The organism is Thalassobaculum fulvum, from assembly GCF_014652915.1.
GTDB lineage: Bacteria > Pseudomonadota > Alphaproteobacteria > Thalassobaculales > Thalassobaculaceae > Thalassobaculum_A > Thalassobaculum_A fulvum.
The window spans coordinates 258,003-282,885 of sequence record NZ_BMZS01000002.1 but is presented as its reverse complement, the minus strand read 5'-3'; the positions used below and the strand labels follow the sequence as shown (position 1 = coordinate 282,885).

Sequence of the window (24,883 nt, the reverse complement as noted above, 5' to 3'; positions counted from 1 at the left end):
ACCGCGCCCGCATCGACAGACCGTCCGGCAGATCGACCGGAAGATGCAGTCGGTCGCCGAGGGCGGTCCGGAGCGCCTGTACACCGGTTTCGAGGAAGGTCTCCCCTACGCCGGGCCTCAACCGGACCTGAACCAAGGCGTCTTCGAGGTCCGGGCGGGCGCCGTGCCGGCCGACGCGGTGCCGATCGTCGACGAGGACGTCGCGGCCGTCATCGGTTTTCGGTCGAGCGGGCGAGGGATCACGCGGGTTTTCGACCTGGACGGCACGCTGGTGTCGATCGACGAAGTCGGCCTGCAGAGTCCCGCGATCGACCCGATCGATCTCATCACGATCGGCGGGGTCGTCGCGGTCTCGGTCCGGAAGGCCGTCCAACTCCTCGGGCGCACGGTGTCCGCGCAGGCCGTCGGCAAAGGCGCTGCCGGTCTGCTGAGACAGGAAGCGCTTCAGACCCTGAGGGCCGTCTTCCGATCGTCGGCCACGACGCAGTTGAGGTTCTCCAGGGCGGCGCTCAAGCACATGCGGAACCCCGACCGCCATGTTCCGGTCCATATCCTCAGGCTGGCGATCCGGCACGGCCGACGGTCTCCGGATCCGCAGAACGTCCCTGGATTGTCCATGTATAGGATACCGATGAGATGCGCCGGAAAGAGCTATGAACTGGAAGTTCTGATCCGCGAATCCGACAACACGATCGTGCACTTCTCGTACAAGGGTTGATCATGTCCGCCCCGATCGTCTCGATTTCCACGCCGCGCCGGGAGCCTTCCAGCGCACGCTCGGGCCTCGTCGAAGGGCTGCATCTCGAGAGCAGGCTGTTCTGGCCCGCGCGTGTCGCCACGCCCGCGAACCTGTCCGAGCGGCTTACGGACTCGTACGGCCTGGCTCGGAGGCACTACCGGGTGCACGTCGCGGACCTGGAGCTCAGTTTCTCCCGATACCAGGCGGAGGATCGGTTCAGGCTGGACGAGATCTACGCCTTCACAAACCCGCAACTCTGGAAGCGGGAGGCGCTCGCGGCGCCTCCCGGCGGGGCGGAGCCGGGGTATCTGCTGTTCGATGTCCCGTATGACGAGGACGAGGTCGTCTACACGATGGGCGACCGCGCCGAACTGGTCTTCGACGAGCAGAATGCCCGTCTCCGGTCCCGGTTCGCCGAGCGGGGGGCGGAGGGGCGTTGGATCGGCTTGGCCGACACGCTGTTCGCCGTAGTCGACGGCCGGGAATTGCTCGCTCTGCAGTTCGAGGCGTTCACGATCGGCGAAAATCCGGCCTGACGGTGGCGTCGGCCGGGCTCGGGCGAGTGTTCAGCGGTGGTTTTCGTAAGTGTTGGTCGGGGAGAGAGGATTCGAACCTCCGGCCCCTGCCTCCCGAAGACAGTGCTCTACCAGGCTGAGCTACTCCCCGACCGATACGGGCGATGGGCTGCCCGCCGGGATGCGAGGGCGTGATATAGCGGGTCGTCGCAGGCGCATCAAGCTCGGATTGCATCGACGGAAGAACGAAATGCCGCACCCGGTGCGGGGCGGTCGCCGAGGCCGCGAAACCGGCGCGACACGGGTTCCCGGCGCCGCCATCCTCTGGTTAGCTGTCGCCGCCGACACCGTACCGGGAGACCGCCCCATGGCCGCGACAGCCCCCACCGTCAGTCTCAGCCTCGACGAGGTGCACGCGCTCGCCGCCGGCTGCCTGGCCGCCAACGGCTGCGACGCCGAGAATGCGCGCGCCGTCGCCGACACCATCACCGCGGCCGAGCGCGACATCTGCCTGTCGCACGGCCTGTTCCGGCTGCCCGGCTACGTCGCCTCGCTGCGCAGTGGCAAGGCGAACGGCCGGGCGCAGCCGGTCGTCGAGGATTTGGCGCCCGGCGTGGTCCGGGTCGACGGCAAGGGCGGGTTCGCGCCGCTGGCGCTGGAGGCCGGGCGGGCGCCGCTGGCCGCCAAGGCGCGGTCCCAGGGGGTCGCGGCGCTGGCGCTGAACGACATCCACCATTTCGCGGCGCTGTGGCCGGAGGTCGAGGCGCTGGCCGAGCAGGGGCTGTGCGCCTTCGCGTTCACCGCCGCCTTCCCCTACGTGGTGGCGGCCGGCGGGCGCACGCCGATCTACGGCACCAACCCGATGGCGTTCGCGTGGCCGCGACCGGGGCGCGCCCCGCTGGTGTTCGACCAGGCCTCCTCGGCGCTGGCCCGCGGCGAGATCATGATCGCCGCCCGCGAGGGCCATGCGGTGCCGCCCGGCACCGGCATCGACGCCGAGGGCCGCGAGACCACCGATCCGAACGCCATCCTCGACGGCGGTGCCCAGCTGCCGTTCGGCGGCTACAAGGGCGCCTCGATCGCCTTGATGATCGAGCTGCTGGTCGGCGCGCTGATCGGCGACAGGTTCAGCTTCGAGGCGCTGGCCGTCGACAACCACGACGGCGGCCCGCCGAAGGGCGGCGAACTGATGCTGGCGATCGACCCGGCCCGGTTCGGCGACCCGGAGAACTTCGCAGCCCATGCCGAGCTGCTGTTCGGTCGTATCACCGCCGAGGAAGGCGTGCGCCTGCCGGGCGACCGGCGCCGGCGCAACCGCGAGGTCACCGCGGTCGACGGCGTGCAGGTCGATTCCGCGCTGCATGCCAAGGTCGTCGAGCTGGCCGGCGGCTGAGCCGGCATTTTTTGATTTGATCCCGGCGGCCGAAATGCCGATGGTGCGCCGAACGGGGTGGTCGCCCGAAACACGACCCGCGGGATTTGAGGGGCAGCTTGCGGCCGCGAGACCAACTGCTAAAGCGCCACGGATGCGTTCCGTGGGCCCTGGTTCAAGGCACGGAGCATCCCATGACGGGACCGGAAGGCACGGCCAGTTTGTCCAGCACATCGCGGGTCGCGACCTCGCGCCGCCATTCGCTCGCCAAGACGCTGAGCTGGCGCGTCACCGCCACCATAGACACCTTCATCATCAGCTTCTTCGTCACCGGCAGCTTCGCCTGGGCCGGGTCGATCGCCGGGCTCGAGGTGATGACCAAGATGGGCTTGTACTACGTCCACGAACGCGCCTGGGCGCGCGTGCGCTGGGGCAGCCACTGACGGCTGGCCCCGGGCCAACGCCCACGGATCAGTAGGCGCGCTCGACGCAGAAGTCGACGAGTTCCTCCAGGGCGGCCCGGTACGGGTTCGCCGGGAAGCGCGCGAGGGCGGCGCGGGCCGCACCGGCGTACTCGCGGGCCCGGTCGAGCGAGGCCTCCAGCGTGCCGTGCCCGACCATCAGGCGCTGGGCCTCGGCGAGGTCGCCGTCGCGCTGGTCGAGGTCCTCGATCGTGCGCTTCCAGAACGTCCGCTCGGCCTCGTCGCCGGCCTGATAGGCCAGGATCACCGGCAGGGTCACCTTGCCTTCGCGGAAGTCGTCGCCGACCGTCTTGCCGAGCGCCGCCTGCTCGGCGGCGTAGTCGAGCACGTCGTCGACCAGCTGAAAGGCGACCCCGAGGTCGCGGCCGAAGCCCTCGAGCGCCAGTTCCTCGTCCTGCGGCCGCTCGGCCACCACCGGCCCGATCTGGGCGGCGGCGGCGAACAGCTGCGCGGTCTTGCAGCGGATCACCTCGAGATAGGCGTCCTCGGTCGTGGTGATGTCGTTGGTGGTGACGAGCTGGTGGACCTCGCCCTCGGCGATGATCGCCGAGGCGTCCGACAGGATCTTCAGGACCTTGAGCGAGCCGTCGCCGACCATGAGCTGGAAGGCCCGGCTGAACAGGAAGTCGCCGACCAGCACGCTGGCCTGGTTGCCCCAGACAGCGTTGGCGGTGTCCTTGCCGCGCCGCAAGTCGCTCTCGTCGACCACGTCGTCGTGGAGCAGGGTGGCGGTGTGGATGAATTCGACGCAGGCCGCCAGGCCGATGTGGCGCTCCCCCGTGTAGCCGCACAGCCCGGCGGTCGCCAGGGTCAGCATCGGCCGCAGCCGCTTGCCGCCGGACGCCACGATGTGGCCGGCGAGCTGCGGAATCAGGGCGACCGGGCTCTGCATGTGCTCGAGGATCGCCCGGTTGACCTTCTCCATGTCGGCGGCCACGAGCCGCCGCAGGGCTTCCACGCCGGGTTGGCGGGCCCCTGGCTGGGACGTCTGGCGGTCGGCGCTGGCCGGAGCGGCAATCGAGGGCACGGCGTCTCCTGCGTCGCTTGACGCTGCTGAGGCTGGAAGCGAGCATAGAAAGGCCCCAATCTCGGTCAAGTCAACAACCGGTCACACCCAGCCCGGAGGCGCAACGCCGCATGCGGGAGCTGCTCCGCACCAACGATCTGGTAAGGCTGTCATATCTGGAGGCGCTGCTCCGGGCCGAAGGCATCGAGTCGCTGGTTCTCGACGGCCATATGAGCGTCCTGGAGGGCAGCGCCGGGGCCATCCCCCGGCGCCTGATGGTCACCGGCGACGACCACGACCGGGCGCGCCGCGTGCTGGAGGCGGCGGGTGAGCGCCTCGACGCCGGCTGACGACCCGGTCAGTGACGAGGCGGTCACCGAGGACGCGCTGCTCGGCGGCAGGGTGCGGTTGCGGCAGCCGCGCGACGGCTACCGGGCGGCGGTCGACCCGGTCCTGCTGGCGGCCGCGGTCCCGGCACGGCCCGGCGAGCGGGTGCTGGACCTGGGATGCGGGGCCGGGGCGGTGTTCCTGTGCCTGCTGGCGCGCGAGCCGGCCTTGCGCGTGGTCGCGGTCGAGCGCGACCCGGAGATGGCCGCGCTGGCGCGCGCCAATGTCGCGCTCAACGGCGTGACCGACGGCGTCGAGGTGGTCGAGGCCGACGTCGCGGCGCTGGCGCCGGACTGGCGCGAAGGCGGCTTCGACCACGTCGTCAGCAACCCGCCCTACCTGCCGCCCGGCCGCGCCGACCCGTCGCCGCACCCCGGGCGTGCCGCCGCCGGGGTCGAGGCCGGCGTCGACGTCGCTACCTGGATAGGGCGGGCGCGGCGCTGCCTGCGGCACAAGGGACGGCTGACCGTGGTGCACCGGGCCGACCGGCTGGCCGAGCTGCTGGCACCGCTGCAGCACGGCTTCGGCGAGGTGGTGGTGTTCCCGCTGTGGCCGAAGCCGGGGCGCGACGCCCGGCGGGTGGTCGTGACCGCCCGCAAGGGGGTGAGGGGGCCGCTGCGGCTGGCGGCCGGGCTGGTCCTGCACGCCGAGGACGGCGGCTATACGAAGACGGCCGACGCCGCGTTGCGCGGCGCCGGCCTCGATCTCGGGGCACAGGGCCCGGTGGCGTGACGCCACCGGCGTGCAGGCCGATCAGGAGATCAGCACGAACTTCGCCACGAAGGCGACCGCGATCACGTAGACCGCCGCCGACACCTTGGCGCCCTGGCCGGTCAGCACCTTCACCACCGCATAGGCGATGAAGCCGAAGCCGATGCCGTTGGCGATCGAGAAGGTCAGCGGCATCGAGATCGCCGCGATCACGCCGGGCGCGTACTCGGTCAGGTCCTCCCAGTCGAGCTCGGACAGGCCGCGAGCCATCAGGCAGGCCACGTAGACCAGTGCCGGCGCCGTGGCATAGGCCGGGATGGTGCCGGCCAGCGGCGAGAAGAACAGGCCGAGCAGGAACAGCAGGGCGACCACGCAGGCGGTCAGCCCGGTCCGCCCGCCGGCCCGGATGCCGGCCGCGCTCTCGATGTAGCTGGTGGTGGTCGAGGTGCCGAGGCCGGCGCCGACGACGGTGGCGACGGAGTCGGCCATCAGCGCCTTCTTGAGCCGCGGCAGCCGGCCCTGCTCGTCGAGCAGCCCGGCCCGGTGGGCGACGCCGACCAGGGTCCCGGCAGTGTCGAACAGGTCGACGAAGAAGAACGCGAACACCACCGCGATCAGCCCGACGTTGAGGGCGCCCACGATGTCGAGCTGCATCAGGGTCGGCGCCAGGCTCGGCGGCATCGACATCACGCCGCCCGGCGGGCTGACGCCCATGATCACGCCGACCAGCGTGACGCCGAGGATCGACAGGATGATCGCGCCCGGCACCCGCAGGTAGTCGAGAACCACCATCGCCAGGAAGCCGGCGGCGGCCAGCAGCACCGGCGCCGACGAGATGTCGCCGAGCCCGACCAGGGTGGCCGGGTGGTCGATCACGATCCCGGCGTTCTTCATGCCGATGATCGCCAGGAACAGGCCGATGCCGGCCGAGATCGCGATCTTCAGCGAGCGCGGGATGGAGTTCACCACCCATTCGCGGACCGGCAGCAGCGACAGGATGATGAACAGCACGCCCGACAGGAACACCGCGCCGAGCGCGACCTGCCAGGAGTAGTTCATGCCCATGACGACGCCGTAGGTGAAGTAGGCGTTCAGCCCCATGCCCGGCGCCAGCGCGATCGGGTAGTTGGCGTACAGGCCCATGATCAGCGTGCCGACCGCCGCCGCCAGGCAGGTGGCGACGAACACCGCGCCCTGGTCCATGCCGGTCGCCGCCAGGATCGACGGGTTCACGAACATGATGTAGGCCATGGTCAGGAACGTCGTGATGCCGGCCAGCACCTCGGTCCGGACCGTCGTCCCGTGCTCGGAGAGCCTGAAGGTGGATTCGAGCATGCGCACCCCCCGCGATGGGACCGGACTCGACCGTCCGGTCAATTCACAGAGTGTGCGAGCGCCGCCGCCGGGTGTCGAGCAGGGGCCGGAATCCACGGGATGCGGCCGGTTCCGGCGGTCTCGGCAGGCGCGTTAACCACAGGGAATCGGAACCCGTCGCGCATTGTGGCGAGGCGCCGGGTGCCCTATCTAGCGACAATGTCCTGGTACGATCCCATCCTCGACAGGGTGCGCAGCCGGCCGCCCATCGTGTCGGTCGTCCCGCTGCGCGGCGTCATCGGCAGCCTCGGCCCGTTGCGCCGCGGCCTCTCGGTCGACGCGGTCGGCCCGCTCCTGCAGGCGGCGTTCCGGCCGCGGTCGGTGACCGCCGTCGCCCTGGTGGTGAACTCGCCCGGCGGCTCGCCGGCGCAGTCGGAGCTGATCGCCGGCCGGATCCGCGATCTGGCGGCCGAGTACGACAAGCCGGTGATCGCCTTCGTCGAGGACGTGGCGGCGTCCGGCGGCTACTGGCTGGCCTGCGCCGCCGACGAGATCCGGGTGACGCCGACCTCGATCGTCGGATCGATCGGCGTGATCAGCGCCAGCTTCGGGTTCCAGGACGCGATTGCCCGCCTCGGGGTCGAGCGGCGGGTCCACACGGCCGGCAGCCGCAAGTCGCTGCTCGACCCGTTCCGGCCGGAACAGGCGGAGGACGTCGAGCACCTGACGGCGATCCAGCAGGAGATGCACGCCCGCTTCATCGCCTGGGTGCGCAGCCGGCGCGGCGACCGGCTGAAGCCGGAGGACGAGCCGGAGCTGCTGGAGGGCAAGTTCTGGACCGGGGCCCGCAGCGTCGAGCTCGGGCTGGCCGACGGCGAGGGCGAGCTGCGTCGAACCCTGCGCGAGCGCTACGGTGCGCGCACCCGGTTCCGGGTACTGTCGCGCAGCCCGGGACTGGCGCGCCGGCTCGGCCTGGCGGGTGCCGACGGGCCGGGGGCGGCCGACGGCGCGCTGGCCGGCCTGGCCGACGGCCTGATCGGCGCGGTCGAGGAGCGGGCACTGTGGTCGCGGTTCGGGCTGTGAACCCGGAATCCGGTTTCAGGGTCGTGCCGGTAGTGCCGGGCGGCGAGCGTCGCCCTTGCGTTGCCGCGTTCGCGGGTTAAAAGAGGACGTATGTTCAGTGTTTCGAAGATCCTGGCGCTCGTGGCCATCCTCGGCGCCGTCTGGTACGGGTTCAAGCTGATCGGCCGCCTTGACGACGCGCGCTCGCGCAAGGCCGAGCGGTCGTCTCGCACCGATCCGACCCCCCGCGACCGTCGCGAGGAAGGCGACGGCGTCCTGGACCTGGTCAAGGACGAGCGCGGGAACTACGTGGCCAAAGACAAGCGGGACGACCGCGTCTGACCCTGCGAGGCCGGGCCGGCCGCAACCGTGGTAGTGCCGGAAATCCCGCGACCCGGGGGCCGCCCGTCAGGCTGACGGGCGGGCCTCGGCGGCGCGGCGGCGCAACCGGTCGTTGCCGCTGCGCTGCTGGCCCTGCGGGCGGCCCGGGCGCTGCTTCTGACCGTTCTGCTTCGGCCGACCGCCATTGCCGTTCCCGGCGTTGGTGCGGCGGGCGCGCTGCGAGGCGGCGACCGGCGGGCGCCGGCCGGAGCGGTACTCGGCCTCGATGCCGCCGTCGTGGAACTCGTGGCCGGCGTCGACCTCGATCTTGCGGCGGGTCGCCGACTCGATCGCCATCAGGTTGCCGATCTCCTCGGTCTCGCAGAACGACACGGCGACGCCGTCGGCGCCGGCACGCGCCGTGCGGCCGATGCGGTGGACATAGGTCTCCGGCACGTCCGGCATGTCCATGTTGACCACGTGGCTGACCTCGTGGACGTCGATGCCGCGGGCCGCGATGTCGGTCGCCACCAGGATCGGCAGGCGGCCGCGCTTGAACGCGTCGAGCGCGGTCTGGCGGGCGCCCTGGCTCTTGTTGCCGTGCAGCCCCTCGGCCTGCAGGCCGGCGCGGCGCAGCGAGTCGACCACGCGGTCGACGCCGTGCTTGGTGCGCACGAACACGATGGCCCGCGACACCTCCGGCGCCGCCAGCAGGCGGGCCAGCAGGGCCCGCTTGTTCGGGCGGTCGACGAACATCACGCTCTGGCGGATCCGCTCGATCGGGGTGGTGGTCGGGGTGATCTCGACCCGCTCCGGCTTGCGCAGCAGGCTGGCGGCGAGTTCCTCGATCGACGGCGGCATGGTGGCCGAGAACAGCGCGGTCTGCCGTTCGGCCGGAACCAGGGCGGCGATCCGCCGGACATCGCGCACGAAGCCGAGGTCGAGCATGCGGTCGGCCTCGTCGAGCACGAAGTACTCGATCCGGTCCAGGAACACGGCGCGCTGGTCGATCAGGTCGAGCAGCCGGCCCGGGGTGGCGATCAGCACCTCGACGCCGCGCTGCAGGGCGACCGCCTGCGGGCGGGCCGAGACGCCGCCGTGGACCAGCGCCTGGCGCAGGCCGAGCGGCCGGCCGAAGGTCTCCACGGTGCCGGCGATCTGCACCGCCAGCTCGCGGGTCGGGGTCAGGATCAGCGCCCGCGGCGCCTTCGGGATGCGCTTGTCGCGCGCGCCCTCGGCGGCCAGGCGGTGCAGCATCGGAAGCGTGAAGGCGGCGGTCTTGCCGGTGCCGGTCTGGGCCAGGCCCAGCAGGTCGCGGCCGGCCATCAGCGGCGGGATCGCGCCGACCTGGATCGGCGTCGGGGTGTCGAAGCCGCACGTGGCGGCGGTCCGCAGAATGGCGTCGGCGAGGCCGAGCCCGCGGAAGTCTTGAACGGTCATGTAGTTCCTCGAATGCGCGCGAGGCGCCGGACGCGGTGCGTCAACGGCGCTTGCGCGGGGGTTGGCGGCGCGGTCCGCCGGGGCCGGGGCCCCCGGAGCGCTCGTCCTTGTGTCGGAAATTGATACGACCCTTGGTCAGGTCGTAGGGCGTCATTTCGACGGTCACGCGGTCACCCGCCAGGATCCGGATCTTGAACTTCTTCATCCGGCCGGCGGTGTAGGCGATGATGTCGTGGCCATTGTCGAGCTCGACGCGATAGAGCCCGTCGGGAAGGACGTCGCGGACGACGCCTTCGAATTCGATCATGTCATCCTTGGCCAATACTCGCTCCTCGGCGGTTGACGGTGGGATGCGCCCGGCCGGCCGTCACGCGACAGGCCGGACGCATCACCAAGCCCGGTCCGCTCAGACGGCGCGCAGATCGGTCGCGGCGTACTTGCCGTTGCGACCGCGCTCGACCTCGAACGAAACCTTCTGGCCCTCGTTGAGCCCGCCCATGCCGGCGCGCTCGACCGCCGAGATGTGGACGAAAACGTCAGAGGAACCGTCCTCCGGCTCGATGAAGCCGTAGCCCTTGGTCGCGTTGAACCACTTAACAGTACCGGTAGCCATTGGGGTCATCTCCCAAACGTGGAACGACCCGCCGCACCTTTGCGGCGGGGAAATCAAACTGCAGATTGGGAGAAAACCAACTTCGCGGTCGTGCCGTGACTCGGAAACGCCCAAGCGCGTTCGATGGCCTCGTATATGGGGCAAGCCGCGGTTCCGCGCAAGAAAATATCTTAACGGACAGGTGCTGTGCGACGCCGGGTGTGGCGCTTCTGCACCGGTTTGCCGGGGGACCTCGACGCCGGTCGCGCGGGTGGGTTCCGGATCGGCCGCGCCTTGGGCGCTGCCGTCCGGAATGACGACGAGAGAGGAGAGCGGCGTCCGTCCTCCTTCCTGTCGTCATTCCGGACCGGACCGCCGGTGGCGGGACGGAGCCGGAACCCACTCAGCGCCCCAACCCACTCAGCGCCCCGAGGCTAGAACAGCCCCTCGATCTGGCCCTGGGCGTTCAGGGTGATCTTGTTGGCGGCCGGCACCCGCGGCAGGCCCGGCATGGTCATGATCTCGCCGCAGATCACCACCACGAACTCGGCGCCGTTCGACAGCCGGACCTCGCGCACCGGCAGGGTGTGGCCGGTCGGCGCGCCCTTGGCGTTCGGGTCGGTCGAGAAGCTGTACTGGGTCTTGGCGATGCAGACCGGGAAGTTCGCCCCGCCGAGCGCCTCGATCTCCTTGAACTGGGCGCGGGTCTTGGCGTCGACCGCGATGTCGTCGGCCCGGTAGATCTCGCGGGCGATGGTGCGGACCTTGTCCTCCAGCCCGACCTCGTCGCCGTACAGCGGCTTGAAGGCGGCGCGCCTGGACTCCGCCAGCTCGACCACGTGGTGGGCCAGGTCGACGGTGCCGGCCGAGCCGTCGGCCCAGTGGTTGCACACGATGGCGTCGGCCCCGAGCGAGGCCAGCTCCTCGCGCACCGCGGCGATCTCGGCGTCGGTGTCGGTGATGAAGCGGTTCAGCGCGACCGCCACCGGCACCCCGAACTTCTGGGTGTTCTCGACGTGGCGGGCGATGTTCGACACGCCGCGGCGAACCGCCTCGACGTTCTCGGTGCCGAGGTCCTCCTTGGCGACCCCGCCGTGCATCTTCAGCGCCCGCACGGTGCCCACCACGACCGCGGCGGCCGGTGCCAGCCCGGCCTTGCGGCATTTGATGTCGAAGAACTTCTCGGCCCCCAGGTCGGCGCCGAAGCCGGCCTCGGTGACCACGTAGTCGGCGAGCTTGAGGGCGGCCTTGGTCGCCATTACCGAGTTGCAGCCGTGGGCGATGTTGGCGAACGGCCCGCCGTGGATGAACGCCGGGTTGTTCTCCAGGGTCTGCACCAGGTTCGGCGACAGCGCGTCCTTGAGCAGCACGGTCATGGCGCCGTCGGCCTCGAGCTCGCGGGCGTGCACCGGCTTGCGGTCGCGGGTGTAGCCGACGACGATCGCGCCGAGCCGGCGCTTGAGGTCGTCGAGGTCGGTCGACAGGCAGAGGATCGCCATGATCTCGGAGGCGACCACGATGTCGAAGCCGTCCTCGCGCGGGAAGCCGTTGGCGACCCCGCCCAGCGAGTTGACGATCGACCGCAGCGCCCGGTCGTTCATGTCGAGCGCTCGCCGCCAGGTGATGCGCCGCGGGTCGAGCCCGACCGCGTTGCCCCAGTAGACGTGGTTGTCGATCAGCGCCGCCAGCAGGTTGTTGGCGGCGGCGATGGCGTGGAAGTCGCCGGTGAAGTGGAGGTTGATGTCCTCCATCGGCACCACCTGGGCATAGCCGCCGCCGGCCGCCCCGCCCTTGACCCCGAAGCACGGCCCGAGCGACGGCTCGCGCAGGCAGATCGCCGCCTTCTTGCCGATCCGGTTCAGCGCGTCGCCGAGCCCGACCGTGGTGGTGGTCTTGCCCTCGCCGGCGGCGGTCGGGTTGATGCCGGTGACCAGGATCAGCTTGCCGTCCGGCCGGTCCTTCAGCGAATCGATGTAGCCGAGGTCGATCTTGGCCTTGGTGTGCCCGTAGGGCATCAGGCTCTCGGACGGGATGCCGAGGCCGGCGCCGATCTCCATGATCGGCTTCATCTTTGCCTCGCGGGCGATCTCGATGTCGGACTTCACCATGGCCGGATTCCCTCCCTCGGGCCGAATGCGGTGCGGATGGCCGGGACGGTAGCGCAACAGGCGGGCCGCGGTGTGCGATTTCCGACGCTCAAGGGTTCGGGGGCGTCTCGGGGATCGCTGATCCATTTCCTTGACTTGGGCAGGGGCAGCCGCGGACCTCTGGCCCGTGCAGTCATCTTCAAAAAAGACCGAACTTCGTGATCGTCCAAACGAATATCAGCAGAGCCACTGCGGCGATCGCTGCGATCGGGTTTTCAGAATTCGTTATGATAATTAACCGACGCATTAGATCGTTGTTCTTATAACGCTGCAACGCTTCGTCCCTGAGTTGGTCTTTTCGTTTCTGAATCGTATGAAGAAGAAACAATAAAATTATTGATATAACCACAACGCACAGGAAAATGGCGAGCTTAGTCAGAAGGGACGGCCCGTCTTCGGGAGAAGGGCAGTCAGCATAGTAGATATTTTCAAGCCAACAGCCTCTGAGGTCCGCCATCGATGTTCTGTTCCATCGGCTGACACTGTGCCGCGACGTCAAGTGTCCTGGGCTGCGCCGACTGTAACCAAGAACGCGAACGCACGCGAGGGTTGCGATGAGGCGGTTCGGGCCGCGAAGGGCCGGCCGACGCTAGCTCCGGCCTGCCAGGAAGCTCGCCATGTGGAACCACTGCTGCTCGTCGGCCCACGCCCACCCTTTCCCGACCGGGCACGCGTGCCGGGCCAGACAGCCGCACTCGCGGCAGTCGCGGCCGGCTGCGCTCCTGACGTGGGCGGCGCAGCGGTCGGCGGCGTAGGTCGTGCCGTCGAAGGCGCCGACCGGGCAGGCGGTCAGGCACGGGCGGTCGGCACAGGCGTCGCAGGGCGACGGCGTCTCGGCGCGCTCCGGCACCTCGCGCGTGTCGGCGAAGAGCATCGCCGCGCGCAGGGCGTGCCACAGGCCGTATCGCGGATGGATCAGCAGGCCGAGCGGGGTCGGATGCACCGGCTCGGCGCGCATTGCCCAGCGCTGGAACGGCCGGTAGGGCGGGCCGTCGTTCGGCAGCACGAGCGCGGCGCCGAAGCGGACGGCGACCGGGGCCAGGGTCGAACGGGTCCAGCGGTCGAGCGGATCCGGGCCGTCCGGCTGTTCGGCGCTGAAGCGTTGCCAGAGCAGCGGGCCGGCGTGACCGATCATCGCCACCGTGCCGCCGTCCTCGTCGTTGAAGCCGCCGTTCAGCCGGAACCCGAACGGCTCGACCGCCGCCCGCAGCTCTTCCCACCAGTCGCCCGGCTCGCCCGCCGGGCTCACGGCAGCACCAGCACCGCGCGGAAGTCGTTGACGTTGGTCAGGGTCGGGCCGGTGACCAGCAGCCGGCCGAGGGCCTCGAACGCGCCATAGCCGTCGTTGTTCGCCAGCCGCGCCGTCAGGTCGACGCCGGTCGCCCGGGCCCGCGCCAGGTCGCCGGGCAGGAACAGGGCGCCGGCGTTGTCCTCGGTGCCGTCGATGCCGTCGGTGTCGCCGGCGACCGCGGCGATCCGGTCGGCGACGTCGCCGCAGCGCTTCTCGACCGCCACCGCCAGCGCCGCCAGGAACTCGGCGTTGCGCCCGCCGCGCCCGCTGCCGCGCACCGTCACCGTGGTCTCGCCGCCGGACAGCAGCACCGCCGGGGCCTCCGCCGGCTGGCCGTGGCGGGCGACTTGCGCCGCGATGCCGGCCATCACCATGGCGACCTCGCGGGCCTCGCCCTCGATGGCGTCGCCCAGGATCACCGGCGTGGCGCCTGCCGCGCGCGCCACCTCGGCGGCGGCCTCGAGCGAGGCCTGCGGGCGGGCGACCATCACGGTCTCGACCCGCCCGAACAGCTTGTCGCCGGCCTTCGGGGTCTCGAACGCCGGGTCCGACAGCGCCTTCGCCACCGCCGCCGGCGGCTCGATCCCGTACTTGGCCAGCACCGCGCGGGCATCGGAAAGGGTGGTCGTATCAGGGACCGTTGGCCCGGAGGCGATCACGTCCGGGTCGTCGCCCGGCACGTCGGAGATCAGGTAGGCGTGCACCCGCGCCGGCGCCGCGGCTGCGGCCAGCCTACCGCCCTTGATCGCCGACAAGTGCTTGCGCACGGCGTTCATCTCGTGGATCGAGGCGCCGGACCTCAGCAGGGCGCGGTTGACGTCCTGCTTGTCCTCCAGGGTCACGCCCTCGGCCGGCAGCGCCAGCAGGGCCGAGCCGCCGCCGGAGATCAGCGCGACCACCCGGTCCTCGGGCCCGAGCCCGCGCACCAGCTCCAGAATCCGCCCGGCGGCTTCGCGCCCGGCGGCGTCCGGCACCGGGTGGGCGGCCTCCACGACCTCGATGCGGTCGGTCGGGCAGCCGTGGCCATAGCGGGTGACCACCAGGCCTTCCAACGGAGCGTCCGGCGCGTGCTCGGCCCACACCGCCTCGGTCGCCGCCGCCATCGCCGCTGCGGCCTTGCCGGCGCCGATCACCACGGTGCGGCCGGCGCACGGCGCCTTGGCCAGCGGTACCAGGAACGGCGGCAGGCAGACCTTCGGGTCGGCGGCCGCCAGGGCGGCGTCGAACATCCGGCGCAGCAAAGCTTCCGAATCGATCACGGGGTCTCGCTCCCGGACGCCTTCCAGGCCTCGTACTCGGCCTTGGTCTCGGGGTTCGGCGGGTACAGGCCGATGGTGGCGCGGCCCTCCTCGACCCGGGCCTGCACCCAGCGCTCGAAACGGTCCTGCTCGACCGCGTCGGCGGTGACCGCCTCGGCGATGCCGGCCGGCACCACCACCACGCCGTCGGAATCGCAGACCAGCACGTCGCCGGGGAAGATCGTGACGTCGCCGCAGGCGATCGGGCCCTGCACGGCGCCACCGGACAGTTCGGTGATCGAGGCCGGCGCGGCGGTGCCCAGGCACCAGATCGGCAGGCCGGTGGCGGCCACGCCCTTGCGGTCGCGCACCGCGCCGTCGGCCACCACGGCGGCGACCCCGCGCCTGGCCAGCCGGGCGGCCAGGATGTCGCCGAGGGTACCGGTGGTCGCCACGCCGCGCGCCTCGACCGCCAGGATCGCGCCCGGCGGGCACTCCTCGATGGCGACCCGCGGGCCGTAGCCGGGGGCGCCGAGCACCGACGGGTCCGACAGGTCCTCGCGCAGCGGCAGGAAGCGGAGCGTGTAGGCCGGGCCGACCACGCAGCCCTGGTCGGGCGTCAGCGGCTTCACCCCGGCGACCGCATGGTGGCGGATGCCGCGCTTCAGCAGCTGCATCGACACCGTGGCGGTGCCGACGGCGCGCAGCCGGTCGTAGGTTTCATTCATGGGGGACCTCCTCGCAGGAGGACCAGTGTGTCGCCGGGAGAGGACCACGACAATCGGAAGCTTCACCTGCCCCCGTTCACGTCGCCCCGCTCAGATCATCCGATCGGCGCCACTCTCGATCTCGGGGTCGAAGGCCGCCGCGAGGCGGCGAATCGCCGGACGCAGCCGCTCCATCTGCGGGCTGTAGTTCAACTCGAGGCCGGAACGCTCGCCGATCTCGTCCGCCAGCGACCGCAGGTTGTCGGCCGCGGCCAGCAAACGGGTACGTTCCTGCTCCGAACTGGTCTGCACCACGTCCGCGATGATCTCGGCTGCAAGAAGCAGTCGTCTGGGCATGAGCGAACTCTCCGACAGAGCGGTTGTACGGGCGTCAACAGGTTAAGAACGCTGATGGAATCGGGCCGTCGATCACTGATACGATGTAGTTTGGCTTGCTTGTCTATCAAGTCCGTCCGATTGCCGGAAAAATGACGACCGCATGGCTTCGACGTCGGTTTTCACGCCGTGCGGCAGGACCCGTTTCCCGCAGATTTCAGTTGCCCGCTCGGTCAGTTCGGCCGCTGCAGCTTCGAGCAACGGGCGGTCGGCGGCGTTCACCGTTCGTGCGACGTCGAGCAGAATCTCGGCGGCCATCAGCAGGCGTCCGGGCATACACGACCTCGCTTGAGTGTCCTTCGACGACCATGCGGTGGCCCGATCGACGAAACGCCCAGGCCAGTTCGCCAGCCGAAGGTGTCGTGAATTTCGTTTACATTTGATTAAAGGTGGCGGCGCAGCGTGTGCGACGCGGCCCGGGTCAGTCGCGCAGAGGCGACACCGCTTCCGGACAGAACACCGCGGCCAGGTGCCGGATGGTCGGCAGAATCCGCTGCATCTCGGCATCGATGTTCGGATTGAGATTGTTGAGCGCCATCAGGCGCTGGGCCTCGCCCTCCAGGGTCTCGGCGAGGCGGGTCAGCGCATCGCTGTCCAGGTCGACCGACCCGTTGGCGGCGACGTCCCTTACGATCTCGGCGGCGAGGAGCAGGCGACGCGGCATGGCTGAGCCCAGGCGATGAATTAGAAAAATTGCTTAAAAACCGATTCGCATACTCTCGTAACCGATTCGCTGCCCTCGGTCGAGCCGTTCCGTCCTGGAGCGCCGGCGGCCTCCCGCCGCCTTGTCTTTGCTTCCGGCTCGCGTATCGTCGGCGCCGTTGCATGTCGTACGACGAGTCGAGAGCAGGACAGATGAGCAGTCAGACAGCTGGTGACGGAGCCTCGGGCGGGGGCGCCAACCGGATGAGCGGGGCCGAGGCGGTGGTGCGGACCCTGGAGGCGCACGGCGTCGACCGCATCTTCGGCCTGTGCGGCGACACCAGCCTGCCGTTCTACGATGCCCTGCACCGGATCGGTGGCGGCATCAGCCACGTGCTGACCCGCGACGAGCGCTCGGCCGCCTACATGGCCGACGGCTACGCCCGGGTGTCCGGCAAGGTCGGGGTGTGCGAGGGACCGTCGGGCGGCGGCGCCACCTACATCCTGCCGGGCGTGGTCGAGGCCAACGAGAGCTCGGTGCCGATTCTCGCCATCACCACCGACATCGCGGTCGGCTCGCGCGGCAAGTACGCGCTGACCGAGCTCGACCAGAAGGCGCTGTTCCGGCCGCTGGCCAAGTGGAACACCGTGCTCGACCGGGCCGAGGACGTGCCGCGCACCCTGCGGGCGGCGTTCCGGGCGATGACCACCGGCCGGCCGGGGGCGGCCCATATCGGCCTGCCGTTCGACGTCCAGAAGGGCCCGGTCGACGCCGACGACGTGTGGGGCGACCCGGCGCTCGGCACCTGGCCGGCCCGGCGCAGCGCCCCGGATCCGGCGGCGGTCGAGGCGGCGGCCGACGCGCTGGCCTCGGCGAAGTTCCCGGTGATCGTGGTCGGCGGCGGACCGGTGATCGCCGGCGCCTTCGACGAACTGCGGGCGGTGGCGGAAGCGCTCGGCGCAGTGGTCGCCACCACCATCAGCGGCCAGGGCGCGATCGGCGACGGCCATCCGCTGGCGCTCGGCGTGGTGGGGAGCAACGGTGGCGTGGTCGAGACCCGCGAGGTCCTGATGCAGGCCGACCTGGTGTTCTTCGTGGGCTGCCGGGCCGGCTCGGTCACCACCGAGCGCTGGCGGTTCCCCGAGCCCGGCAAGACCCGGGTCGTGCATCTCGACAGCGACCCGCAGGTGATCGGCGCGACCTACCCGACCGAGGTCGCGCTGGTCGGCGACGCCAAGCTGGGTCTGGCTGCGCTCGCGACGACGCTGGCCGCCAAGGGGGTGACGCGCGATGGCGCCGACGCCGCCGCCAAGGTCGCCGATGCCAGGCGCCGCAAGTATGCGGCGTTCCGCGAGCTGGCCGAGAGCGACGAGATGCCGATCCGGCCGGAGCGGCTGGTGGCGTCGCTGCAGCGGGTGCTGCCGGCGGAGTCGGTGGTGGTCGCCGACCCGGGCACGCCGTGCCCCTATCTTTCCGCCTATCTCGACTGGGAGCAGACCGGTCGGCGGTTCTTCTCGAACCGGGCACACGGCGCGCTCGGCTACTCGATGGCGGCGGCGACCGGCGCCTGGTACGGCCGGCCGTCGGCCAAGGTGGTCAGCGTCATGGGCGACGGCAGCTTCGGCTTCACCGCCGGCGAGCTCGAGACCATCGTCCGGCTGGGCGCGCCGATCACCATGATCGTGGTGTCGAACGCGGTGTACGGCTGGATCAAGGCCGGCCAGAAGACCGGCTTCGGCCAGCGCTACTATTCGGTCGACTTCAGCCGCACCGACCACGCCAGGGTCGCCGAGGCGTTCGGCGTGAAGGCCTGGACCGTGACCGATCCGGCCGAGCTGGACGGCACCCTGAAGAAGGCGCTCGAGCACGGCGGGCCGACCCTGGTCGACGTGCTCTGCCAGCCGCTGCACGAGGCCCGCGCGCCGGTCAGCGAATGGGTGGCGTAGCGGCAGGGTAGCGCAGAGGCCGGTGGGTCCCGGATCGTGCTGAGCGCGTCCGGGATGAGGGCCTTGGGGTAAGTGTTCCGGGTTTCTCTTCCTCATCCCGGCCGCAGCGGCGCAGCCGCGGAGAGCCGGGACCAACCCGCCGCTCAGCCGCCCGACCGGAACCAGGCTTCCAGATGGTCGACGAAGGCGCGGACCTTGGCGGCGACGTAGCGGCTCTGGTGGTGGACGGCGTGGATGCCCAGCTCGGGGCCGTGCCAGCCGGGCAGCACGGCGACCAGCCGACCGTCGGCCAGGTAGGGCGCCAGGATGAAGTCCGGCTGCAGGACGATGCCGGCACCGCCGGCGGCGGCTTCCGCGATGATGTCGCCGTTGTTGGCGACCAGCGATCCGCCGACCCGCGGGGTGGCCTCGCGGCCGTCATCGTGCACCAGGCGCGGCGATCCCAGGGCGGCCGAGTAGCTGTATCCGAGCCAGTTGTGCCGGGAGAGGTCCTCCGGCTCTTTCGGGGTCCCGTGGGCGGCGAGGTAACCGGGGCTGGCCGCCAGACGCACGGTAATGGTGCCGATCCGGCGCGCGACCAGGGTGGAGTCCGGCAGGCGGCCGATACGGACCGCGACGTCGTAGCCTTCCTCGATCAGGTCGACCACGCGGTCGTTGGCCGTCAGTTCGACCGCCAGGTCGGGGTAGCGGTCCAGGAACGACGGCAGGGCCGCCGCCACGTGCAGGCGCCCGAAGGTGACCGGCACGTTGACCCGCAGGGTGCCGCGCGGCGACGCCCGTTCGCCGCGCACCTCGGTCTCGGCTTCGTCGAACTCCGCCAGCAGCCGGCGGGCCCGCTCCAGATAGCCGGCCCCGGCCTGGGTGGTGCTGACCCGCCGCGTCGTGCGCTGCAGCAGCTTCACGCCGAGCCGGTCCTCCAGCGCCTGGACGTGCCGGCTGGTCATCGCCCGCGACAGGCCGAGCCTGCCGGCCGCCTCGGTGAAACTGCCGGTCTCGGCGACGGCGACGAAGGTCTGCAGGACGGTGAGACGATCCATTGTCTCGTAATATGAGACAATAATTCTCAGATTCCTATCATTATCCCAATTGCCGGACTTCCTACCTTCAGCTTCGACGATCGGCCCCCTTGGTTGCGGGCCGCTGATGTGGAGGCAGAGACATGACCGACGACAAGACCGTTCCCTATGCCGCCCTGCTGCTGCGCCTGACCCTCGGGGTGGCGTTCCTGGCGCACGGCGCGCTCAAGGTCTTCGTGTTCACCATTCCGGGCACCGTGCAGTTCTTCGAGTCGATCGGGTACCCGGGCTTCTTCGCCTACCTTGTGATCCTGGCCGAGCTCGGCGGCGGCGCCGCCCTGCTGATCGGAGCCTACGTCCGGCCGGTGGCGGTCGCCTTGATCCCGGTGATGATCGGCGCGACCCTGCAGCACGCCGGCAACGGCTGGCTGTTCTCGGCCCAGGGCGGCGGCTGGGAGTTCCCGGTGTTCTGGACCATGACGCTCGTAGTGCAGGCCCTGCTCGGCGCCGGCGCCCTGGCGGTCCGGCTACCGGCCCCGGAAGCCGTGCCGGCCTGGGCCCGCTGAGCCGATCGGGAGGGAGAGCCATGACCGCGATGCCGGCCCTGTTCGTCAGCCACGGCGCCCCCACCCTGATCCTCGACGACGTCCCGGCCCGCGCCTTCCTGGCGCGGGTCGGTGGCGATCTCGGCCGGCCGTCGGCGATCGTGGTGGTGAGCGCCCACTATGAGGCGACCGGCGTTCGCGTCGACCGCTCGGCGTGGCCGCGGACGATCCACGACTTCCGCGGCTTTCCGCCGGCGCTCTACGAGATGCAGTACCCGGCCCCGGGCGATCCGGCGCTCGCCGACGAGATCGTCGGGCTGGTCCGGGCGGCCGGGCTGGACGCCGAGACCGACGAGGGCTGGGGTCTCGACCACGGCGCCTGGGTCCCGCTCATGCTGATGTACCCGGAAGCCGACATCCCGGTGGTTGCGGTCTCGGTCGACCCGGACGCCGGGCCAGAGCATCACCGCCGCCTGGGGGCGGCCCTGGCGCCGCTGCGCGAGCGCGGGGTGCTGATCCTGTGCTCCGGGTCGTTCACCCACAATCTCCACGAGATACCGCGGCCGTTCCGGCAGATCGAGACCCCGGCGCCGGATTGGGTCCGGGAGTTCGCCGACTGGGCGGCGGCGGCGATCGTCGAGGGCCGGACGGGCGACCTGCTGGACTACCGCCGGGTCGCGCCGCACGGTGCCCGCAACCATCCGACCGAGGAGCATTTCCTGCCGCTGTTCGCGGCCATGGGGGCGGGGGGCGGCGGTGCCGGCCGGCGGATGCACGACAGCACCACTTTCGCGGTGCTGCGCATGGACGCCTACGCGTTCGGATGATTTCGGGTGGCTGCGGTCAGGCGGCCCGCCACTTGATGGAGCAGCCCATCGACGGCACCTGCTCCTCCGGCCCCTCGCCGGTGGCCGCGATCCGACGCATCGCCTCCAGCAGCTCGCGCCGGGCATCCGGCACCGGGGTGGTGCGCGACGCGTCGAGCCGGCCGCGATAGCGCAACGCCAGGTCGGCGTCGTAGCCGAAGAAGTCCGGCGTGCAGACGGCCTCGTAGGCCCGTGCCACCATCTGGGTCTCGTCGAGGAGGTACGGGAACGGGAAGCGGTGCTCGGCGGCGAACGCCCGCATCCGGTCCGGCGCGTCGGCCGGGTAGGCGCGGTAGTCGTTCGACATGATGGCGACGACCCCGATGCCCTCGGCCAGCAGGGCGCGCGAATCCTCGACGATCCGGTCGGCGATCGCCCGGACATACGGGCAATGGTTGCAGATGAACATGATCAGCGTGCCGTGCTCGCCGCGGACGTCGTCCAGCCGGACGGTGCGGCCGTGAAGGTCGGGCAACGCGAATTCCGGCGCTCGCGATCCGAGCTCCGGCAGGGTCGGCAGGGTGGTCATGGCTTTCTCCGGCGTGCCGGGATTCGCCTTTCCGGACCGGCGATCAGACGGACAGCGCCTCGATCAGCCAGGCATAGGCGGCGATGGCCGCGGCCATCATGGTGCCGACGACGAGCGTATCTCCGAGATCTGCCCGGCCGGCACGGGCCGTGAGCGGGCTGCGGCACCGGCAGCGACGCAAACACTCGTTCATGGCATCCTCCTTTCCGGTCCCGGGGAGGAGAGGCATCCCCGCTTTCGCCCCGGGTCCGCGTCCCGCTATCATGAGACATCGGGACCACGGCGAAAAGCCCAACATCGGATTGGGGCGGATTCATGACGAGTCGGCAGCTTCCGGGACCGGGGGAGACCTTTCTCGACCATCTCGGGCATTTCGTTCCGGACATGGAGGCGGCGCACCGCGCCCTGACGCGTCTCGGCTTCGTGCAAACCCCCTACACCGTGCACCAGACCACGCCGGGGCCCGGGCAACCGCCGGTTCCGGGCGGTACCGCCAACCGCTGCGTGATGCTGCGCGAGGGCTACATCGAGGTGCTGTGCGTGGTCGACCCGCAGCACCCAACCGGGGCGCGCACCCAGCGCCAGCTCGACCGCTATACCGGCGTTCACATTGTCGCGATGACCGACGCCGACGCGCTGTCGCGCCGCGACCGGCTGGACGCCGCCGGGTTCGAGACCCAGGACCCGGTGAACCTGCGGCGCGCGGTACCGCTGGAGGGCGGCGGCGAGGGCATGGCCGCCTTCACGGTCTGCCGCACCCCTGCCGATTCGATGGCGGAAGGCCGGGTGCAGATCCTCACCCACCTGACCGAGGACCTGGTCTGGCAGCCGCGCTGGATGACCCACGAGAACGGCATCACGGCACTGCGCGACGTGGTGATCCTGCCCGAGGACCTGGCCGAGGCGACCGACCGCTACGCCCGCTTCACCGAGGCGGCACCGAAGCGGATCGACGAGGACATGGTGCGGCTGGAGCTGGCGCGCGGCGGCGTGGTGCTGACGACGCCGGCCGGCGCCGAGCGCCTGTTCCCCGGCGCGACCGTGCCGCCGGTGCCGGGGGTGATGGGGTACGGGCTGCTGTCGGACGGGCTGGCGGCGACCCGGGCGTTCCTGGAAGGCCGCGGATTCCCGGTGGTCGACACCGGCCCCGGCCTGGTCGGCCTCGGCCTGCCGGCCAGCCTGGGCGGTGCCTGGCTGATCGCCGAGGACGAGCGGGCGTTCCCGTGGAGCCTGCGAGCCGCCGGGTAGGGCGGCGCGGCCTCAGCCCCGCGTCTGCCGATAGAACGCCACGGTCTCGGCCAGGCCCTCGTCCAGGGTGCGCTCACGGCCGAGCGGCAGCGCGCCGTTGCCCCACTCGTTGGCGGCGCTCGTGCCGCTCGGGAGGGCCGGGCCGTCGGCCCGGATGTCGGATCCCGGCACGATCCGGCGGATTGCGGCGGCGACCTCGTCCATGGTCGCCACCCGGCCGGTCAGGTTCATGGTGTGGGCGCCGGTCAGCTCGGTCCGGCTAGCGGCCTCGTAGGCCGCCGCGACGTCGTCGACATGGACCATGCCGGCCGAGCCCGTAAACGGGATGACGTAGGGCTCGCCGCGCGCCGCTGCCCGGCAGGCCAGGGTCGGGCCGGCGGTCAGGCCGCTGGCGCGCCCGGGGCCGTAGACCACGAACGGCCGGAACCCCATGCTGGCGATCCCGGCATCCTCCCAGTACGCCCGCGCGCTGCCCTCGTTGGCCAGCTTGAAGGCGCCGTAGTGGGTGGTCGGGAACGGCTCCGGGCGGTCGTCGGGCCCGTACACCCCGCCGCTGCTGGTGTACACGACCTGGCGGATGCCGTGCCGGCGGGCCGCCTCGAACACGTTGAGGGTGCCGAGCACGTTGATGCGGGCGCCGGCCAGCGGGTCGTCCTGGCAGGCCGGGGTCAGGACGCCGGCGAGGTGGACGATGCCGTCGCAGCCCTCGGCGGCAGCCGCGACCGCGCCGGTGTCGACGATATCGCCGACCTGCCAGTCGAGCCGGTCGGCCGCCTCGCCGGCGATCGTCCGGGCCAGCGTGCGGTCGTGGTGCCGCTCGAACACCCGGACCTCGACGTTGCCGCGGGTCAGGCGGCTGGCGATCCAGGCGCCGAGGAAGCCGCCGCCGGTCAGGAGAATGCGCATCGGGGTCCCATGACTGCCGATCAGGACTTGGCCGGCCGCTTGCCGTGACTCGGCGCCGGGGTGCCGGGGTTCAGCGAGACGTGGGTGTGGATCGCCTTCCACCTGGCGTTCCGGCGCGCCCGCGAGAACGCGACGGTGGCCCGGCCCGGCCGCGGGAAGCGGTGGCCGTCGGCGGTGATGCCGGTCGAGGAGAAGGTGATGATCCCCAGCGCCATCCGGCGGTCCGGCGACACCGCGACCTTCAGGGTCGGCAGCAGGAAGCTGAAGTCCTCGATGGTCGGCCAGACCGACCGCCACTGGTCGTTCTCCAGGTCCTGCAGCCCCTCGACCACGTCCATGTGGGTGCCGAAGCTGGCGACGTTGTCCTCGAACAGGTCGCGGGCCGGCACGAAGTCGACGTCGGCGACGTTGACGGTCCATTCCGCGAACCACTGCCGGATCGCGTTGAAGTCGTCCTCGGGCACGTTCCAGGTGTAGGTCATGGCGGTGCTCTCCCCTGGCAGCGGATCGTCAGCTCAGCTCGTCCTCGATGAACGCCTTGATCACCGGCTCCATGCCGGGGTCGCGGTGGAAGCCCATGGCGTCGGCGCGGGCGGTCTCGAAGCGCGCCGGCCAGCCGTACACGATCTTCTCGATCAGCGGGTCGCGCTGCCACTTGACGCGGGCCGCCACCTCCGGGCCGGCGATCGCCTCCAGCGCCCGGACCATCTCGCCGACGGTCGTGGTGAAGCCGGGCAGGGCGACGGCGCGCCACGGCCCCCAGGCCTCGGCCGGCAGGTCGTGGGCGCGGCGGGTGTTGGCGACGATGGTGCGCGGGCTGGCTAGCCACATCTCGGTCTCCGGCGCCACCGGGCAGATCGCCTCCTGGCCCTGCAGCGGCTCGCGGATGATCGAGCTGGCGAAGGTCGAGGCCGCCTTGTTCGGCTTGCCGGGCCGCACCACCACGGTCGGGTAGCGCAGCGCCCTTCCGTCCAGGAAGCCCTTGCGGCTGTAGTCGTTGATCAGCAGCTCGCCGATCGCCTTCTGCACGCCGTAGGAGTTCTGAGGGGTGAGCTGCTGGTTGTCGGTGACCACCTCCGGCAGCTCGCCGCCATAGGCCGCGCACGAGCTGGCGAACACCAGCTTCGGCCGGTTGCCGTGGCGCCGCGCGATCTCGAGGATGGTGCGGGTCGCGTCCAGGTTGACCCGCATGCCGAGGTCGAAGTCGGCCTCGGCGCCGGCGCTGACCACCGCGGCCAGGTGGTAGACCGAGTCGGTGTCGGGGCGGATCGCCTCGGCCAGCAGGTCCTCATCGGCGACGTCGCCGGTCACCGCGGTCACGCGGCTGTCCTCGGCCAGGTCGGCCGGCGGTGCCACCATGTCGACCAGGGCGACGTTCTCGATGCCGAGCGCGTTGTCGGCCAGCAGGGAACGGGCGAGCTTGACGCCGAGGAAGCCGGCGCCACCGGTAATAGCGATCTTCAC

At 70.9% G+C, this 24,883-nt stretch carries 30 protein-coding genes and 1 tRNA gene; 12 read left to right on the top strand and 19 right to left on the bottom strand.

All coding sequences use genetic code 11. The annotated features are described in order from the left end of the window. Positions 1-43 precede the first annotated feature (43 nt). Positions 44-718 (top strand): hypothetical protein, encoded by a 675-nt coding sequence (locus tag IE246_RS04545; RefSeq protein ID WP_189987751.1) that lies wholly within the window; start codon positions 44-46, stop codon positions 716-718. 2 nt (positions 719-720) lie between these two features. Further along, complete coding sequence (locus tag IE246_RS04540) at positions 721-1,275, top strand: hypothetical protein (protein WP_189987750.1); 555 nt, start codon at positions 721-723, stop codon at positions 1,273-1,275. Positions 1,276-1,328: 53 nt separating this feature from the next. On the opposite strand, the gene IE246_RS04535 is transcribed toward IE246_RS04540, so the two are convergent. Beyond that, positions 1,329-1,405, bottom strand: a tRNA-Pro gene (locus tag IE246_RS04535). A 216-nt stretch (positions 1,406-1,621) separates the two neighbouring features. Between IE246_RS04535 and IE246_RS04530 the strand changes: the two genes are divergently transcribed. Both IE246_RS04530 and IE246_RS04525 read left to right on the top strand, forming a co-directional pair. After that, positions 1,622-2,647, top strand: coding sequence for an Ldh family oxidoreductase (locus IE246_RS04530; RefSeq protein ID WP_189987749.1), 1,026 nt, complete (start codon positions 1,622-1,624; stop codon positions 2,645-2,647). A 200-nt stretch (positions 2,648-2,847) separates the two neighbouring features. Continuing rightward, entirely contained in the window at positions 2,848-3,069 is a 222-nt protein-coding gene (locus tag IE246_RS04525; RefSeq protein ID WP_229836385.1) for a DUF2061 domain-containing protein, read from the top strand. 28 nt (positions 3,070-3,097) lie between these two features. On the opposite strand, the gene IE246_RS04520 is transcribed toward IE246_RS04525, so the two are convergent. After that, entirely contained in the window at positions 3,098-4,126 is a 1,029-nt protein-coding gene (locus IE246_RS04520) for a polyprenyl synthetase family protein (RefSeq protein ID WP_189988100.1), read from the bottom strand. Positions 4,127-4,245: 119 nt separating this feature from the next. Between IE246_RS04520 and IE246_RS04515 the strand changes: the two genes are divergently transcribed. After that, on the top strand, positions 4,246-4,464 hold the full coding sequence (locus IE246_RS04515) for a putative signal transducing protein (RefSeq protein WP_189987747.1): 219 nt from the start codon (positions 4,246-4,248) through the stop codon (positions 4,462-4,464). Next, positions 4,442-5,233 carry a tRNA1(Val) (adenine(37)-N6)-methyltransferase gene (locus IE246_RS04510; protein ID WP_189987746.1) on the top strand — a complete coding sequence of 264 codons (792 nt, stop codon included), beginning with the start codon at positions 4,442-4,444 and terminating at the stop codon, positions 5,231-5,233. The genes IE246_RS04515 and IE246_RS04510 overlap by 23 nt, the downstream gene beginning before the upstream one ends. A gap of 21 nt (positions 5,234-5,254) precedes the next feature. On the opposite strand, the gene IE246_RS04505 is transcribed toward IE246_RS04510, so the two are convergent. After that, entirely contained in the window at positions 5,255-6,547 is a 1,293-nt protein-coding gene (locus IE246_RS04505) for an NCS2 family permease (protein WP_189987745.1), read from the bottom strand. A gap of 198 nt (positions 6,548-6,745) precedes the next feature. On the opposite strand from IE246_RS04505, the gene IE246_RS04500 reads away from it, so the two are divergent. Both IE246_RS04500 and IE246_RS04495 read left to right on the top strand, forming a co-directional pair. Beyond that, a complete protein-coding gene (locus tag IE246_RS04500) occupies positions 6,746-7,609 on the top strand; it encodes a S49 family peptidase (RefSeq protein WP_189988099.1) in 864 nt (287 codons plus the stop codon). A gap of 90 nt (positions 7,610-7,699) precedes the next feature. Beyond that, positions 7,700-7,930: a hypothetical protein gene (locus IE246_RS04495; protein WP_189987744.1), complete on the top strand. Its 231-nt coding sequence runs from the start codon at positions 7,700-7,702 to the stop codon at positions 7,928-7,930. A gap of 66 nt (positions 7,931-7,996) precedes the next feature. On the opposite strand, the gene IE246_RS04490 is transcribed toward IE246_RS04495, so the two are convergent. From IE246_RS04490 to IE246_RS04445, 10 genes are all read right to left on the bottom strand, one after another. Continuing rightward, a complete protein-coding gene (locus IE246_RS04490; protein ID WP_189987743.1) occupies positions 7,997-9,349 on the bottom strand; it encodes a DEAD/DEAH box helicase in 1,353 nt (450 codons plus the stop codon). 40 nt (positions 9,350-9,389) lie between these two features. Then, on the bottom strand, positions 9,390-9,671 hold the full coding sequence (infA, locus tag IE246_RS04485) for a translation initiation factor IF-1 (RefSeq protein ID WP_189987742.1): 282 nt from the start codon (positions 9,669-9,671) through the stop codon (positions 9,390-9,392). Between the two features lie 84 nt (positions 9,672-9,755). Then, entirely contained in the window at positions 9,756-9,962 is a 207-nt protein-coding gene (locus IE246_RS04480; RefSeq protein ID WP_189987741.1) for a cold-shock protein, read from the bottom strand. 413 nt (positions 9,963-10,375) lie between these two features. After that, complete coding sequence (locus tag IE246_RS04475; protein ID WP_189987740.1) at positions 10,376-12,049, bottom strand: formate--tetrahydrofolate ligase; 1,674 nt, start codon at positions 12,047-12,049, stop codon at positions 10,376-10,378. A gap of 628 nt (positions 12,050-12,677) precedes the next feature. Continuing rightward, positions 12,678-13,337, bottom strand: coding sequence for a ferredoxin (locus IE246_RS04470; protein WP_189987739.1), 660 nt, complete (start codon positions 13,335-13,337; stop codon positions 12,678-12,680). Beyond that, positions 13,334-14,608 (bottom strand): glycerate kinase type-2 family protein, encoded by a 1,275-nt coding sequence (locus IE246_RS04465; RefSeq protein ID WP_189988098.1) that lies wholly within the window; start codon positions 14,606-14,608, stop codon positions 13,334-13,336. Before IE246_RS04465 ends, IE246_RS04470 begins: the two co-directional genes overlap by 4 nt. A 26-nt stretch (positions 14,609-14,634) precedes the next feature. Continuing rightward, positions 14,635-15,345: an RraA family protein gene (locus IE246_RS04460; protein WP_189987738.1), complete on the bottom strand. Its 711-nt coding sequence runs from the start codon at positions 15,343-15,345 to the stop codon at positions 14,635-14,637. Positions 15,346-15,435: 90 nt separating this feature from the next. Next, positions 15,436-15,681 carry a hypothetical protein gene (locus IE246_RS04455; RefSeq protein WP_189987737.1) on the bottom strand — a complete coding sequence of 82 codons (246 nt, stop codon included), beginning with the start codon at positions 15,679-15,681 and terminating at the stop codon, positions 15,436-15,438. A 72-nt stretch (positions 15,682-15,753) separates the two neighbouring features. Beyond that, a complete protein-coding gene (locus tag IE246_RS04450) occupies positions 15,754-15,978 on the bottom strand; it encodes a hypothetical protein (RefSeq protein ID WP_229836384.1) in 225 nt (74 codons plus the stop codon). Between the two features lie 163 nt (positions 15,979-16,141). Beyond that, positions 16,142-16,384 carry a hypothetical protein gene (locus IE246_RS04445; RefSeq protein WP_189987735.1) on the bottom strand — a complete coding sequence of 81 codons (243 nt, stop codon included), beginning with the start codon at positions 16,382-16,384 and terminating at the stop codon, positions 16,142-16,144. A gap of 191 nt (positions 16,385-16,575) precedes the next feature. On the opposite strand from IE246_RS04445, the gene IE246_RS04440 reads away from it, so the two are divergent. Further along, positions 16,576-18,309 carry a thiamine pyrophosphate-binding protein gene (locus tag IE246_RS04440; protein ID WP_229836380.1) on the top strand — a complete coding sequence of 578 codons (1,734 nt, stop codon included), beginning with the start codon at positions 16,576-16,578 and terminating at the stop codon, positions 18,307-18,309. A 143-nt stretch (positions 18,310-18,452) separates the two neighbouring features. Here IE246_RS04440 and IE246_RS04435 read toward each other — a convergent pair whose 3' ends face one another. Then, the gene (locus tag IE246_RS04435; protein ID WP_189987734.1) at positions 18,453-19,346 is read right to left on the bottom strand and encodes a LysR family transcriptional regulator; all 894 of its coding nucleotides are present in this window, start codon (positions 19,344-19,346) and stop codon (positions 18,453-18,455) included. Positions 19,347-19,468: 122 nt separating this feature from the next. Here IE246_RS04435 and IE246_RS04430 point away from each other — a divergent pair, with 122 nt between their 5' ends. Together IE246_RS04430 and IE246_RS04425 are read left to right on the top strand one after the other, a co-directional pair. Further along, positions 19,469-19,891 (top strand): DoxX family protein, encoded by a 423-nt coding sequence (locus IE246_RS04430; RefSeq protein ID WP_189987733.1) that lies wholly within the window; start codon positions 19,469-19,471, stop codon positions 19,889-19,891. A 20-nt stretch (positions 19,892-19,911) separates the two neighbouring features. Continuing rightward, positions 19,912-20,697, top strand: coding sequence for a DODA-type extradiol aromatic ring-opening family dioxygenase (locus IE246_RS04425; protein WP_189987732.1), 786 nt, complete (start codon positions 19,912-19,914; stop codon positions 20,695-20,697). A gap of 16 nt (positions 20,698-20,713) precedes the next feature. On the opposite strand, the gene IE246_RS04420 is transcribed toward IE246_RS04425, so the two are convergent. Then, a complete protein-coding gene (locus IE246_RS04420) occupies positions 20,714-21,265 on the bottom strand; it encodes a thioredoxin family protein (protein ID WP_189987731.1) in 552 nt (183 codons plus the stop codon). A gap of 43 nt (positions 21,266-21,308) precedes the next feature. Next, positions 21,309-21,458, bottom strand: a complete 150-nt coding sequence (locus IE246_RS04415; protein WP_189987730.1) for a hypothetical protein — start codon at positions 21,456-21,458, stop codon at positions 21,309-21,311. A gap of 122 nt (positions 21,459-21,580) precedes the next feature. Here IE246_RS04415 and IE246_RS04410 point away from each other — a divergent pair, with 122 nt between their 5' ends. Then, the gene (locus IE246_RS04410; protein ID WP_189987729.1) at positions 21,581-22,513 is read left to right on the top strand and encodes a VOC family protein; all 933 of its coding nucleotides are present in this window, start codon (positions 21,581-21,583) and stop codon (positions 22,511-22,513) included. A 12-nt stretch (positions 22,514-22,525) separates the two neighbouring features. Here IE246_RS04410 and IE246_RS04405 read toward each other — a convergent pair whose 3' ends face one another. Genes IE246_RS04405 through denD form a run of 3 tightly spaced genes read right to left on the bottom strand, consistent with a single transcriptional unit; the run spans position 22,526 to position 24,883 of the window. After that, the gene (locus IE246_RS04405; protein ID WP_189987728.1) at positions 22,526-23,419 is read right to left on the bottom strand and encodes an NAD-dependent epimerase/dehydratase family protein; all 894 of its coding nucleotides are present in this window, start codon (positions 23,417-23,419) and stop codon (positions 22,526-22,528) included. A 20-nt stretch (positions 23,420-23,439) separates the two neighbouring features. Continuing rightward, on the bottom strand, positions 23,440-23,901 hold the full coding sequence (locus IE246_RS04400) for a YybH family protein (RefSeq protein WP_189987727.1): 462 nt from the start codon (positions 23,899-23,901) through the stop codon (positions 23,440-23,442). A 28-nt stretch (positions 23,902-23,929) separates the two neighbouring features. After that, a complete protein-coding gene (denD, locus tag IE246_RS04395) occupies positions 23,930-24,883 on the bottom strand; it encodes a D-erythronate dehydrogenase (RefSeq protein ID WP_189987726.1) in 954 nt (317 codons plus the stop codon).

What these genes read in the sequence shown, in the direction of transcription:
- IE246_RS04545 (WP_189987751.1), top strand. Translation starts at nt 44, where the DNA reads ATGCAGTCGGTCGCCGAGGGCGGTCCGGAGCGCCTGTACACCGGTTTC.
- IE246_RS04540 (WP_189987750.1), top strand. Translation starts at nt 721, where the DNA reads ATGTCCGCCCCGATCGTCTCGATTTCCACGCCGCGCCGGGAGCCTTCC.
- IE246_RS04530 (WP_189987749.1), top strand. Translation starts at nt 1,622, where the DNA reads ATGGCCGCGACAGCCCCCACCGTCAGTCTCAGCCTCGACGAGGTGCAC.
- IE246_RS04515 (WP_189987747.1), top strand. Translation starts at nt 4,246, where the DNA reads ATGCGGGAGCTGCTCCGCACCAACGATCTGGTAAGGCTGTCATATCTG.
- IE246_RS04505 (WP_189987745.1), bottom strand. Translation starts at nt 6,547, where the DNA reads ATGCTCGAATCCACCTTCAGGCTCTCCGAGCACGGGACGACGGTCCGG.
- IE246_RS04500 (WP_189988099.1), top strand. Translation starts at nt 6,746, where the DNA reads ATGTCCTGGTACGATCCCATCCTCGACAGGGTGCGCAGCCGGCCGCCC.
- IE246_RS04495 (WP_189987744.1), top strand. Translation starts at nt 7,700, where the DNA reads ATGTTCAGTGTTTCGAAGATCCTGGCGCTCGTGGCCATCCTCGGCGCC.
- IE246_RS04490 (WP_189987743.1), bottom strand. Translation starts at nt 9,349, where the DNA reads ATGACCGTTCAAGACTTCCGCGGGCTCGGCCTCGCCGACGCCATTCTG.
- IE246_RS04480 (WP_189987741.1), bottom strand. Translation starts at nt 9,962, where the DNA reads ATGGCTACCGGTACTGTTAAGTGGTTCAACGCGACCAAGGGCTACGGC.
- IE246_RS04475 (WP_189987740.1), bottom strand. Translation starts at nt 12,049, where the DNA reads ATGGTGAAGTCCGACATCGAGATCGCCCGCGAGGCAAAGATGAAGCCG.
- IE246_RS04465 (WP_189988098.1), bottom strand. Translation starts at nt 14,608, where the DNA reads ATGTTCGACGCCGCCCTGGCGGCCGCCGACCCGAAGGTCTGCCTGCCG.
- IE246_RS04460 (WP_189987738.1), bottom strand. Translation starts at nt 15,345, where the DNA reads ATGAATGAAACCTACGACCGGCTGCGCGCCGTCGGCACCGCCACGGTG.
- IE246_RS04455 (WP_189987737.1), bottom strand. Translation starts at nt 15,681, where the DNA reads ATGCCCAGACGACTGCTTCTTGCAGCCGAGATCATCGCGGACGTGGTG.
- IE246_RS04450 (WP_229836384.1), bottom strand. Translation starts at nt 15,978, where the DNA reads ATGGCCGCCGAGATTCTGCTCGACGTCGCACGAACGGTGAACGCCGCC.
- IE246_RS04445 (WP_189987735.1), bottom strand. Translation starts at nt 16,384, where the DNA reads ATGCCGCGTCGCCTGCTCCTCGCCGCCGAGATCGTAAGGGACGTCGCC.
- IE246_RS04440 (WP_229836380.1), top strand. Translation starts at nt 16,576, where the DNA reads ATGAGCAGTCAGACAGCTGGTGACGGAGCCTCGGGCGGGGGCGCCAAC.
- IE246_RS04435 (WP_189987734.1), bottom strand. Translation starts at nt 19,346, where the DNA reads ATGGATCGTCTCACCGTCCTGCAGACCTTCGTCGCCGTCGCCGAGACC.
- IE246_RS04430 (WP_189987733.1), top strand. Translation starts at nt 19,469, where the DNA reads ATGACCGACGACAAGACCGTTCCCTATGCCGCCCTGCTGCTGCGCCTG.
- IE246_RS04425 (WP_189987732.1), top strand. Translation starts at nt 19,912, where the DNA reads ATGACCGCGATGCCGGCCCTGTTCGTCAGCCACGGCGCCCCCACCCTG.
- IE246_RS04420 (WP_189987731.1), bottom strand. Translation starts at nt 21,265, where the DNA reads ATGACCACCCTGCCGACCCTGCCGGAGCTCGGATCGCGAGCGCCGGAA.
- IE246_RS04415 (WP_189987730.1), bottom strand. Translation starts at nt 21,458, where the DNA reads ATGAACGAGTGTTTGCGTCGCTGCCGGTGCCGCAGCCCGCTCACGGCC.
- IE246_RS04410 (WP_189987729.1), top strand. Translation starts at nt 21,581, where the DNA reads ATGACGAGTCGGCAGCTTCCGGGACCGGGGGAGACCTTTCTCGACCAT.
- IE246_RS04405 (WP_189987728.1), bottom strand. Translation starts at nt 23,419, where the DNA reads ATGCGCATTCTCCTGACCGGCGGCGGCTTCCTCGGCGCCTGGATCGCC.
- IE246_RS04400 (WP_189987727.1), bottom strand. Translation starts at nt 23,901, where the DNA reads ATGACCTACACCTGGAACGTGCCCGAGGACGACTTCAACGCGATCCGG.